Origin of the sequence: Bradyrhizobium sp. WSM471 (assembly GCF_000244915.1) — a bacterium.
Lineage (GTDB): Bacteria > Pseudomonadota > Alphaproteobacteria > Rhizobiales > Xanthobacteraceae > Bradyrhizobium.
Genome location: NZ_CM001442.1, coordinates 6,506,536 through 6,518,879, shown reverse-complemented (window position 1 = coordinate 6,518,879; position 12,344 = coordinate 6,506,536). Strand labels below are relative to the sequence as shown.

Here is a 12,344-nt window from a genome sequence, read left to right as displayed (position 1 = left end):
AAGGCTTCAATACAATTCTCGTTGAAAATGGCTGGAACGCAGCCGACTCGACCGGCGGGACGGTGCGTCCAGGCGGGCCGAGGGGGGTGTTCGTAAATACTTTACTAACGAACGAGGCCTGCGCGCGGCGCTGCAAGGCCCAATTGTCGTCCTGGCGAACGCCAGGACCCATTACCCCAGCGCGAAGTTTGGCGACGACTCGGGGTCACGTCCTCGAACCAAAACGACTTTCGGTGGCTATGGGTCCTGGCTTTCGCCAGGACGACGCGGAATGTGGTTCGCGCGCCGCCTTCAATTGCTGGCCGTCGCGATGATGCTCTTGACCTGGCTCAGCGTGTAGCTGGCGCCGTCGATGGTCAGCAGCGGCGGCGACTGGGTCAGGTCCACGGATGACACGACGCCCTGCACCTGCGCGGCGATGCCGACATTGTTGTTGGCGACGTCCTTGCCCGTGGCCGAGATCGTGTACTTGCCGTCGGGCCATTGCGTGCCGTCATTGCCCTGGCCGTTCCAGGTGAACGGAACGTCGGTGCCGGCGCCGGCGGTGTATTTGCCGGTGAACACGGTCTGGCCGCTCGCATTGGCGATGGTGATGTCGACCGTGGCGTCGCTCGGCACGTTGAGATGCCAGGTTGCCGACGAATTCGTCATGGTCCCGGTGGTGCCGTCGACCAGGGCGGTCTTGCCGACGAAGCCGAGCGCCTGGGTCGCCTGCGTGGTCTGTTGCAGGGTAACGAGTTGGGACAGCGAGTCGTTGGTCTTGAGCTGCTGTTCGACGCCGGCGAACTGCACCAGCTGCTGCGTGAACTGGTTGGTGTCGAGCGGATCGAGCGGGTTCTGGTTCTGCAGCTGCGTCGTCAGCAGCGTCAGGAAGGTCTGGAAGTTGCCGGCCAGCGTCGCGCCGGTGCTCGAGCCCAGGCTCGGGTTCGACGAGGATTTCGGCAGGTCGGTCGTGCCCGAGACGACGGACGGGGCGGTGGCGGCATTCGTGGTGGTCATGATCGAATACTCCTCACACTCTGATGTCGACGCCGCTGCTCGATCCGAGCATGCGGCCGTAGCTGCGCCCGACCGGGGCCGCGGGAACTGCGTCCTCGTCGCTGACGATCAGCCGGCGGGCATTGCCGCCATTGTCGTTGTTCTGGCCGGAGTTCTGGCCCGATGAATTCTGGTCGCGCAGGCTGAAGGACAGCCCGTTGCTTCCGGTCTTGAGGCCGGCATCGTCGAGCGCGCGCTGCAATTGCGGCGCGTCCTGCCGCAGCATCTGCAGCGTCTCCGGCTTCTCGACGGTGAGATGCGAAGTGACCTGTCCGTTGCGGTCGACATTGATGCGGACGTCGATGCGGCCGAGGTCGAGCGGATCGAGGCTGATGTCGAACCGGGTCTTGCCCGCGCGCGCGGCGGCGGCAATTTCGATCGGCACGCCGCTGATCGGAATGGCGTTGGCATTCGCCGCGGTCGCCGTGAGCGTCGCGGTCGAAGCGGTCGCGGCCGATGTCGTGTTGGTCAGCGGCGCTTGAATGGCAGAGGCCGCCTGCGCGCTTGTGTCGGTGGTGGGGACAGCGGCCTGCGTGCCCGCATGGGCATGCGTCGTGGCCGTGGCCGGTGCCGCATCGGCCGTGCGGTCGGAAGTCCCAGCCTTGGCGTCGGCTGCATTCGCATCGATTGTCGGCTTGTCGGCGTGCGGATGCGCCGTGTTGGCGGACGCTGCCGTCGCCGGGGTCTGCGCGGCGTTCGCCTTGCCGGTGTCCTGGCCGATATTGGAAACGTCGCTCGCGCCTTGCGCGATGGCTGCGGCCTTGAACGACGTTTTTGGCGTGCCCTGGTCGGCGGCGGCGATCAGGCCGCCATTGGTCTTGGCGTCGGTCGCGGTCGAATCGGTCGTCCCGGTCGCGGCATCGGCCAGCGTCGCCGAGGTGTCGGCATCGACCTTGGCGCTCGCGGTCTTGGCGCTCTTGTCGCCCGGCGTCGCGGTGTCGGTCTTGGGGCCGGCGATCTGCGCCGTGATGGATGCGCTGGCGGCGATGCCGGCGGCGGCGATCGTCAGCGGCGAGGAGGCGGAGCCGGCGGTCTGGTTTGCGGCCGCGTTCGGATCGACCGGCACGGCCACCACGAGTGCGTTCGGATCGGGTAAGGCGGCCTGCGCCGCGTCGATCTGCGCGGCGGCGGCGGTATCGACGGCGGCCGCGAGGCCATCGGTGCCGTCGGCCTTGTCCGCCTTGGTCTGGTCCGACTTGTCCGCAGACTTGTCGGCCGATTTGGCGTCGGACGCCTTCGGCTTGTCCTTGGTCTTGCTATCAGCCTTGGCCGCATCGGCGGTCGAGTCGCTCTTGGCGTCGTTCCTGGCGTCGCTCTTCGCGTCGTTCTTGGCGTCGTTTTTGGCGGACGCGGATTTGTCGGTGTCGTCGCTGGCCTTGCTCTGCGAGGACTTGTCGCTCACTGAGCGATCGCGCGGGCTCTTGTCCGAGGCGGCGGACGATGAATCGGTCCGGCGCGGGGTGTCCTGCGCGGAGGACGCCGCGCTGTCGCTGATCGCCTGGGTGTTGCTGTCCACCAGCGAGCCGAAGGAGTCGTTGGCGGAGCTCTCTTTCGGCGCTTGCGACCGGGCAGGCTTTTGCTGCGCGCTCTGGACTTGCACGCTTGCCGCTACATCTGACGTACGACCGACCACAGGCAACCCCTTGGAAACATCTTCGCCATGAGAGGGAGCAAGGAGCGGGCCACCGTCGCGCTGAGTAATTTTAACTAATAAAATCAGAGGTTTAATGATTTGGCGTCCCCGCCGCGGGGCCTCCCGAAGCCCCGCCATTTCTGCCTCCCCGGCAAGAATTGCCGTAAACCTTGCGGGGTCCGTGATTGCTTCACCGGAAGGCCGCCTATATTAAAGAGACAGCTCTCAACCGCTTTCGACCGGGCAGGCCGCGCCCTTCGGGAACTCTCGGTTCCCGGGGATTGCCTTTGTCCCGCCGGAAGCACCCAGCGGATCGCCGAACGCCGCCGTCACAACGCTTTAAGGCCCATGCTCAACAGTCTGGATCTCGAAGGCCGTCCTGAGGATACCAGGGTCGTCGTTGCCATGTCGGGCGGCGTCGATTCATCGACGACGGCTGCGCTCTTGAAGGCGGAAGGCTACGACGTCGTCGGCATCACGCTGCAGCTCTACGACCATGGTGCGGCGACCCATCGCAAGGGCGCCTGCTGCGCCGGCCAGGACATCCACGACGCCCGCGACGTCGCCGCCAAGCTCGGCATTCCCCATTACGTGCTCGACTATGAGGACCGCTTTCGCGAATCCGTCATCGACAATTTCGCCGACAGCTACGCGCTCGGCGAGACGCCGGTGCCGTGCATCGAGTGCAACCGCTCGGTCAAGTTCCGCGACCTCCTGAAGACCGCGCGCGAACTCGGCGCCACCGCGCTCGCCACCGGCCATTACGTCGCCTCGCGCCGCCGCGACGACGGCTCGCGCGCGCTGGTGTGTGCCGCCGACGCCGATCGCGACCAGAGCTACTTCCTGTTCGCGACCACGCAGGAGCAGCTCGATTATCTGCGCTTTCCGCTGGGCGACATGACCAAGCCCGAGACGCGCGAGCTGGCGCGGCGCTTCGGCCTCGCGGTCGCCGACAAGCACGACAGCCAGGACATCTGCTTCGTGCCCACCGGGCGCTACACCGATATCATCACCCGCCTGCGGCCGAACGCGATGGACCCCGGCGACATCGTCGATCTCGACGGCCGTGTCCTTGGCCGGCACAACGGCATCGCCAATTTCACCATCGGCCAGCGCCGCGGCCTCGGCATCGCAGCCGCCGCGCCGCTGTTCGTGGTGCGGCTGGAGGCCGCCAACCGCCGCGTCGTCGTCGGCCCGCGCGAGGCGCTGAAGATGCACCGCATCGTGTTGCGCGACGTCAACTGGATCGGCGATGGCGACATCGACCGCGCCATCGGCGATGGCCTCGAAATGTTCGTGCGCGTGCGCTCGACCCGCGCGCCCCAGCCGGCGTGGCTGCGCGGCGCCAATGGCCATTACGAGGTCGAGCTCGTCGCCGGCGAAGAGGGCGTTTCGCCGGGGCAGGCCTGCGTGTTTTACGACGCAGCCAGTGGCCAGGCCCGCGTGCTCGGCGGCGGCTTCATTCAAAGCGCCGCCGCGAAGGCCGCAAGCAGCACGACGAGGCCGCTCGCAGAAGCGGTCCGCGGCTAATCCATGAGATCGGACCGCACTCTCGCGACGCCGGAAGTGCGCCCCCTCTCCCGCCTGCGGGAGAGGGTTGGGGCGAGGGCTCTCTCCACCCGCGATATCTCGCGAGCGGATAAAGCCCTCACCCGCCACGCTCTTGCGAGCGTGCCGACCTCTCCCGCAAGCGGGAGAGGCGCCAGACCGCGCGCTGGGCTGACTTCGATTTCACCAATGATCAACTCTCCATAGAATTCAAGCAGGGCAGGGGGCATGGCAGCAGACATCTCGCGGGCCGGGGTCGAGAAGGCCTATGGCCGCTGGGCGCCGGTCTACGATCTCGTGTTCGGCAAGGTGTTCGACGCCGGAAGGCAGTCGACCATCGCCGAGGCCGACCGCATCGGCGGCCGCATCCTCGACGTCGGCGTCGGCACCGGGCTGTCGCTCTCTGATTATGCGCGCACCACGAAGATCTGCGGCGTCGATATCTCCGAGCCGATGCTGCGCAAGGCGCAATCGCGCGTGCGGAGCTTGCGGCTCTCCAATGTCGAAGTGCTCTCGGTGATGGACGCCAAAAACCTCGCCTTCCCCGAAAACTTCTTCGACGCGGTGGTCGCGCAATACGTCATCACCGCGGTGCCCGATCCCGAAGGCACGCTCGACGAGTTCGTCCGCGTCTTGAAGCCCGGCGGCGAGCTGATCCTGGTCAACCACATCGGCGCGGAAAAGGGTTTGCGCAAACTCTCCGAGCTCGCGTTTGCGCCCTTGGCCCGCCGTCTCGGCTGGCGCCCCGAGTTTCCGTGGGCCCGCCTGGTCGACTGGGCCGCAAAACACGGCGGCGTCACGCTGGCCGAGCGCCGCCCGATGCCGCCGATGGGGCACTTTTCGCTGATCCGCTACCTCAAATCGTGATCGGGGGCGCGGAACACGCGGCAGCACCCGCGCGTTTCCCTTCCATGCGCACCACATCGAACGTCATTCTGGCCAGCCTCCTGATCGCCGCCTCCGGCAGCGCGATCGCGCAGGCCCCGCCCGCCCCGGCGACGCCGCCGCAACAAACCGCGCCGCCATCCCCGCAGCACGCCACCAATTGCACGCCGCAGGACCGCCCGAACCGCTCGGCCGACGGCACCACCACCGGCCAGTCCCGGGAAACGCTCGGCGACAAACTGGCCAAATCGGACGGTGTGCTCTGCCCGCCCTCCGGCGTCGACCCCGAGATGCACGCCCCGGCGCCCAGCACGAACGGCGCCATGCCCGTCATCCCGCCCCCCGGCAGCCCCGGCGGCGACCCGACGGTGCGGCCGAAATAACGAATAGTCGCGCATCCGCGCTTCTTCGCCTCCCCCCGCCTGCGGGGAGAGGCCGGAATCCGCGCGACGCGCGGATTCCGGGTGAGGGGGACTCTCCGCGAGTCCGGTGCTTGAGTGGCGCGATTCCCGCGCCAAATCGGCCCGAACAGAAGCCGGCGACCTTAGCTTGACAGCCCGCCGCCCCCTTCCTTATATGCCGCGCGTTCGCGAGATCGGCCTGTTTCGGCCCTCGCGACCCTGTGGCGGGGTAGCTCAGCTGGTTAGAGCACGGGAATCATAATCCTGGGGTCGGGGGTTCGAGTCCCTCTCCCGCTACCAAATGTTCTCTGCAACTCCCCGACGTCGCATTCGCCTAGTTTGCATCGCAACAACTGAGCACGCTAATTTTGCGTGTTTCAGTCATTTGATGCAACTAGACGTGCAAACCGCTAATATCCGCGAGGACTTAAATATTCGCTGGATTCGTCGTGAGCGGTAACCAGGCCCAAAAGCGCGATCATCTCAAGAATCTTTTGGCCGAGGTGCCAATAGCGGTCATTCAGCATGCGGATGCCGAGCATGGTCGATTTCAGGCTGCCTTTCAGGTCGGTGATTGTTATCTCTGCAATCATCCTTTGAAGCATTTCGATGTGACGCAGCCTTGCCCTCACTGGTTGCTCAACCCGCCGGGCTTCAAGAAACGCTTCTTTAAAAAATTGTCTGAGCGTTTTGGCTATCTCGACCTTCAAAATTTTCTGCGTTGGGTTGCAAATGAAAGTGAGTTCGCGATCAACATAAACGACCTACCTATCGAAGCTGATGGGAAAATGCTGGCTAGCACCATCGTTTATGAAGATTTCGAGTGGTCATTTTCTTGTTCAGATAGCGACTTTGCGGGTCATCCGACAAGCCAGGAAGCCAAACATCCTCATTATCATTTCCAGATGCGAGTGAGAAAACAGCCGCTCATTTTCTACAACGATTTCCACGCGCCATTTTCAAGCGACGATTTGGCAAAATTGGAGGTTATTCGCGCGAGGCCACCCAAACGTCTGTTTCCACATGGCGAAGGTATGCACGACCTTCTGAATGAGGACACACTAGAAGACTTCGTGAAGCTTCCTGCAGACGGCCCATCCGGTGAGCCCCTTGTTACGTTTGATGCTATAGCTATTGCACCGACTAAAGAAGGTTTCAGGGTCGAAGATGTTATGGTTGCAGTGAGGAAGGCTGCAAAAACGGGCGCCAGACCGGGAGCCGGCCTTCTGAATTTGAAGGATGCGAAAGTTCAGGGAATTGTACGTCCTGCAGAAGGATTGCTGCCGATTGCAAAGCGTAAGGGAGGGCGGAGCAAAGACAGCGCCGATTAATGTCGGTCGATAGTCTGGACTCGTGGATACATACGCGACCTCATCATTGTTTCATCGGCGTACAAGACTCGGTGTGGTTACTTTGCTCTATTCATTCCACGCACTGGATCGTTTCTAGGTAAAACCGCGATATTGCCATAACGCCAATAAGCTAGAGTTTTTCAAATGGGGGATACTTCACAGCGGCTCAGCCGTGGCTCTGTCTGGCATCGGTGGGAGCCCCACATTCACGCGCCCGGGACAGTTCTATCGGATCAATATCCTAAGAAGGACAGTTGGGAACTCTATTTGAATGCCCTTGAGGCTGTTTCGCCGCCCCTGAGCGCGATTGGCGTGACGGATTACTGCATCCCCAGGTCATACGAACGCGTGAAGGCGTTCAAGGAAAAAGGACGTCTTAGGGGATGCGAACTGCTGTTCCCAAACATCGAACTTCGTCTGAATACCGGGACCGTCAAGGGCAATTTTGTCAACGTGCATCTGCTGGTCAATCCAGAAGACCCCCATCACTTAACGGAGCTTCATCGATTTTTGAGCCGTCTATCGTTTGTCGCTTTCGACGACAAATTTGCCTGCACTGAAAGTGACCTTAGGCGGCTCGGGGCGCGCGCGGACCCCGGCAAAAGCAATGAAGAGGCCGCACTTCAGCACGGCTGTCTACAGTTCAAGGTATCCCGAGAAGACCTTCTGGAAGTCTATCGGGACATGAAATGGGCGCAGAGTAATATACTCATTGCTGTAGCGGGCAACGCTGACGGAACGTCCGGCGTAAAGGAAGCATCTGACAATGTTTTGCGCCGGGAGATGGAGAAAGCTGCTCACGCAATCTTTGCCGGTAGTCTCAAGCAGCGGGATTTTTGGCTCGGGTATGGAGCAGCAAGTCTCGATGAGCTTCGACGTGACTACAACGGTCCCAAGCCGTGCCTTTGGGGCTCTGATGCTCATTCGCTCGACCGCGTAGGAAAGCCGGACGAAAGCCGTTTCTGCTGGATAAAGGGCCAGCCGACGTTTGATGCTCTACTGCAGGCCTGCATTGATCCTGAGCGCGCTTACGTTGGTGAGGTGCCTCCGTCGCCCGCCATGGAATCTCAGGTGATTGATGAGGTTCATATCGCGAATGCTCCGTGGGCGATAACCCCAAGAATACCGTTGAATTCTGGCCTTGTAGCCATCATCGGTGCCCGCGGCGCGGGCAAGACTGCGCTCGCAGACATAATAGCGACGGGATGCGGCTCTTATGTTCCGTCATCGGAACGCCCGTCGTTTTTGGCTAGAGCCCACGAATACCTATCTGGAGCGACCGTCTCTCTAAACTGGAGAGGGCAGCAAGGGCCGACACGCAGTTTGCTGGACTTTCCAATTGATCTTTCGGCCGACGCCCATCCACGTGCTCGTTATCTGTCTCAACAGTTTGTTGAAGATCTTTGCTCAATCGAGGGAATGCCAAGTCTCATAAGAGAGATAGAGCGAGTCATCTTCGAAGCCCATCCAGCGCTTGAGCGCGATGGAGCCGCAGATTTCGACGAATTACTCGACAATCGCGCGTCGACTTATCACGATACCCGTGTTCGCGAAGCCACTGCTTTGGCTGGGATCTCAGATCAAATAGCCATTGAGATGGAGAAGACCAAACAAGTTTCCGTCGTATCTGCGCATATCGCTGAAAAAGAAAAGCTAATCGCGCGCTATCAAGGAGATCGTGTCAGTCTCCTGCCCAAGACGCAGAGTAAGGCTTCCGACCGCCTCCAGCAGGTGCTCTCTGCGGCTGAAACCGTGAGAGGAAACATCCGATACTTCTCTAACCAGCAAACCTCGTTGGCTGGCGTAAATTCAGATGTTCGGGATTTGCGACAGAACCGCGCTCCCGCGGCGCTTCGATCGATGCAAGAGCAACATCAGCGCGCTGGAATAACGCCTGAAGATTGGAAGCGATTCCTCTTGGACTATACCGGCGATGTGAGCTCTGTTGTCGATCAGAAGTCGAAGGAGGTTTCGCAAAATCTAGCTAGTTGGAAAGGGTCGTCTCCAAGGAGGCCCGTTCAAGACGACGGAGCCTTTGTCACTGACAATGCCAGGCTTGATCATTTATCGCTCGCAGTGCTTGACGCTGAGGCGGAGAGGCTAGGAAGGCTCGTCGCAGCAGATAAAGTCACCGCTGACCGGCTCGCCGCCATCTTAAAGCGGCTTGCGGACGAGAATGTCTCACTGCAAAAGCTCAAAGAGAAGCTCGCGGATTGTACAGGAGCGAAGCAGCGCGCCGAAGAACTGGTATCTTTGCGTGACAAAGGTTACACGCGTGTATTCGATGCAATCTTAGATGAAGAGAGTGTTCTTACCGAGTTATATGCTCCGCTGACGAAACGTCTCGCAGCCGCCGGGGGGACGTTGGCAAAGCTTTCCTTCACGGTTTCGCGGGTGGTGAATGTAAGGGGTTGGGCCACACGCGGCGAGAGTTTGTTCGATAAGCGAGGCGGGCCTTTCAAAGGAATAGGGACCCTAGAAAGGGAGGCGAATACGCTTCTTGCTCAAGCTTGGCATAGAGGTAACTCAGCCGATGTATCAGGGGCTATGAGTGCATTTATCGAGAGACATGTGCCTTCTTTGTTGGAAGACGCGCCCTACCCGAAGAGTGATACTTCGAATTATCGAGCTTGGAGTAAGCGGTTTGCGCAATGGTTATACAGCACCGATCACATCTCGATCGAATACGGCATCAAATACGATGGAATTGACATTCATAAACTGTCGCCTGGAACTCGTGGGATAGTCTTAGTTCTACTTTATCTAGCCCTAGACGACGGTGACGATAGGCCTTTGATAATAGATCAACCGGAAGAGAATCTTGATCCAAAGTCGATCTACGACGAACTCGTTCCACTATTTCAGTCGGCCAAGAGCCGACGTCAGGTCATTCTCGTCACCCACAATGCCAATTTGGTAGTCAATACCGATGCGGACCAGATAATTGTCGCGAAGGTGGGCGCTCATCCGGGGAATGGATTGCCGCCAATCACCTACTATGCTGGGGGGCTCGAAGAAGAATCTATGAGGAGAATAGTTTGCGATATTCTAGAGGGAGGCGATCGCGCCTTCCGAGATCGTGCGCGGCGACTGCGGATCGGGCTGAATCGCTGAGCGGCGGTGCAATGTAGGGTTCGCCGTCGGGCAAAACACCCGCCATCCCGTCAACCCCTCCCCACAAAAATATTCCACTTTACCGAAATTCGGTTTTGACGTATGTGTCGCTCATCCCGGCTCATCCTTGAGGGGCGATCTCGTTGTCGTCTTGATTGCGAGCCGGGCTTGCGATGGACGCGGCAGCGTCGGCACGAGATGGTGCGGGCAGGGCGGGTAGTCCCTGTGAGCCCGAAAACCGCGTGCGGACGAGCGGCGCTGCTAGGCTTCGTCTCGCCTGTAAGTTTCCGGCTCCGTCGACAGGGCTGGAAAAACTGCGGCGAAATGGCGGGCCGTGCGTACGGCAAAACCGTGTGGTCCTGGCCGTCGTTGCTACGGTCAAGCTGTCGCGGAGGTGTGTGCGAGCCCAACCGGGCGGACAGCATCATCCAAATTCGCGAGGCGAGGGAGGCCAGAAGGAAAGTTCGGCTCCCGGGAGAGCACGGCATAAGCCGTCCGACCATCGCGCAGGGAAGGCCGAGTGATTGGCACCACCTGTATGCTGCTGTGCGGTTTTCCTGCGTGTGCTTTTCGCGCAGCGGACCGCGGGTGCGAGGTCAGCACCCGGCCTTCCCTGCGCCCTCTTGGAATAGAGGGTGGAGTGACCAGGCAAACCTCGGGCGAATTTCGCCGCGAGAATGCGAAAGCGTGTCCTGCGGGTTGCAATGCGTGTCAGAGGACTGCGATGCCGTCCGCCAGATGTCGTTTTCATTTTGGAACGACGCTTCATGATCAGAAAGAAGGGTGGCGACACGAGGCGCCAGCCCGATAACAAAACTCCGGTGTTGTCAGCCTCACGCATCTTGCGGCGCCGCTGCTCCGGCGGTCCGTCGCCGTGCCGGCAGGAAACACCCCGCAATCGCGCCGGCCAGCGACAGCGTTGCGGCGAGGCTCATCGCCGCGGCAAATCCGCTCTCGAAATGAGCGGCCGAATCGACCCCGCCATGGGCCGAGAAGTTCGCCACCAGCGCGGCGATGCCGAACATGCCGCCGAGGAAGCGGCCCATGTTGAAGATGCCGGACGCCTTGCCCATTTCGGCCACCGCGACCGAGCTCAGGATGGCGTTCTGTGCTGCCGGCATCGCCATCGAGACACCGACGCCGGCCAGCACCAGCGGCGCGACCAGAGCGGAGTAGGCAACCGCGGGGCTCACGATCTCCGCGATCCAGCCGAGGCCGATCGCCTGCATCAGCAATCCCGTCACCACCAGCGGCCGCTCGCCGAACCTGTTGACGACCGCGCCGGCAATCGGGGCGGTGACGAACAGCGTCGCCGTCCAGGGCAGCAGGCGAAGTCCGGCGCCGAAGGCGTCGAAGCCCAGCGTGGTCTGGAGGAACTGCGGCAGCAGGAACAAGACGCCATACATCGCGGCGTAGAACAGCACGCTTGCGGACATGCCGGAGGCAAGCGCCCGCGATGCGAACAGCCGCATCGGCACCATCGGCGCGGCCGCGCGCAATTCCCAGAGCACGAATCCGGCCGTGAACACCACGCCTGCCATCAGCGTGGCCATGATTTCGGCGCTCGCCCACCCCACGGCGTTGCCGCGCAACAGGCTCCACACCCAGGCCAGCGCCGCAAGCGCAACAAGCACCAGTCCGGGGATGTCCAACGCGGCGGCCGGGCCGAAGCTTTCGCGCAACCGTGCCAGCACCAGGGCGATCGCGATCAGGCCGATCGGCAGGTTGATCCAGAACACCCAGCGCCAGCCGAAATGTTCGGTGATGAAGCCGCCGATGGCGGGGCCGATGATCAGCGCGCAGCCGGTGATGCTGGCGAAAATGCCGAGCGCGCGGGCTCGCTCCTCGCGGCCGAACGTGCCGCTCAGGATCGCCATTGCCAGCGGCATCACCAGTGCGGCGCCGGCGCCCTGCAGCGCGCGGGCGGCGATCAGCGCGGTGGCATTGCCTGCGAACGCACAAGCCGCCGACGCAACGACGAACAGGGCGATCCCGGCCGCGAACATGCGGCGGCGACCTAAGCGGTCGCCGAGCGCGGCCCCGGTCAGGAGCAGCACGGCAAAGGTCAGGTTGAAGGCGTTGACGGTCCATTGCAGCGTCTCGACCGGGCTGCCGAATTCGGCGCGGATGGTCGCGAACGCCGTCGTGATGATCATGGCGTCCAGCGCCATCATGAAGGATGCCAGCGCGGTGACGCCGAGCACCCAGTTCTGCGCGGCGCGATTGGTCGAGGTCTGCATCGCCCTGTCTCCGTGTGTCGCGCCAGCCTGTCGCGGCGCGTTCTGCGGGTGAGACGAGGGCTGAGCGGCAAAGGATGCGCCCAAAAATAATTTGTTCCGGGCCGCATCCTTCGCCGACCGGCAAACGTCTTGG

At 61.9% G+C, this 12,344-nt stretch carries 8 protein-coding genes and 1 tRNA gene; 6 read left to right on the top strand and 3 right to left on the bottom strand.

The annotated features are described in order from the left end of the window. Positions 1-291 precede the first annotated feature (291 nt). On the bottom strand, positions 292-999 hold the full coding sequence (locus BRA471DRAFT_RS29695; protein WP_007614067.1) for a flagellar hook assembly protein FlgD: 708 nt from the start codon (positions 997-999) through the stop codon (positions 292-294). A gap of 13 nt (positions 1,000-1,012) precedes the next feature. Continuing rightward, positions 1,013-2,809: a flagellar hook-length control protein FliK gene (locus tag BRA471DRAFT_RS29690; RefSeq protein ID WP_007614065.1), complete on the bottom strand. Its 1,797-nt coding sequence runs from the start codon at positions 2,807-2,809 to the stop codon at positions 1,013-1,015. Between the two features lie 210 nt (positions 2,810-3,019). Between BRA471DRAFT_RS29690 and mnmA the strand changes: the two genes are divergently transcribed. The 6 genes from mnmA (at position 3,020) to BRA471DRAFT_RS29655 (ending at position 9,971) form a co-directional block, all read left to right on the top strand. After that, a complete protein-coding gene (gene mnmA / locus BRA471DRAFT_RS29685) occupies positions 3,020-4,201 on the top strand; it encodes a tRNA 2-thiouridine(34) synthase MnmA (protein WP_007614060.1) in 1,182 nt (393 codons plus the stop codon). A 246-nt stretch (positions 4,202-4,447) separates the two neighbouring features. Beyond that, a complete protein-coding gene (locus BRA471DRAFT_RS29675) occupies positions 4,448-5,086 on the top strand; it encodes a class I SAM-dependent methyltransferase (RefSeq protein ID WP_007614059.1) in 639 nt (212 codons plus the stop codon). 44 nt (positions 5,087-5,130) lie between these two features. After that, positions 5,131-5,487, top strand: coding sequence for a hypothetical protein (locus BRA471DRAFT_RS29670; RefSeq protein WP_007614058.1), 357 nt, complete (start codon positions 5,131-5,133; stop codon positions 5,485-5,487). Positions 5,488-5,728: 241 nt separating this feature from the next. After that, a tRNA-Met gene (locus tag BRA471DRAFT_RS29665) sits at positions 5,729-5,805 on the top strand. A 149-nt stretch (positions 5,806-5,954) separates the two neighbouring features. Beyond that, positions 5,955-6,836, top strand: coding sequence for a hypothetical protein (locus BRA471DRAFT_RS29660; protein ID WP_007614057.1), 882 nt, complete (start codon positions 5,955-5,957; stop codon positions 6,834-6,836). Positions 6,837-7,001: 165 nt separating this feature from the next. After that, positions 7,002-9,971 (top strand): TrlF family AAA-like ATPase, encoded by a 2,970-nt coding sequence (locus tag BRA471DRAFT_RS29655; protein WP_007614056.1) that lies wholly within the window; start codon positions 7,002-7,004, stop codon positions 9,969-9,971. An 833-nt stretch (positions 9,972-10,804) separates the two neighbouring features. On the opposite strand, the gene BRA471DRAFT_RS29650 is transcribed toward BRA471DRAFT_RS29655, so the two are convergent. Next, positions 10,805-12,211: a DHA2 family efflux MFS transporter permease subunit gene (locus BRA471DRAFT_RS29650; RefSeq protein ID WP_007614053.1), complete on the bottom strand. Its 1,407-nt coding sequence runs from the start codon at positions 12,209-12,211 to the stop codon at positions 10,805-10,807. Between the last annotated feature and the right edge of the window lie 133 nt (positions 12,212-12,344).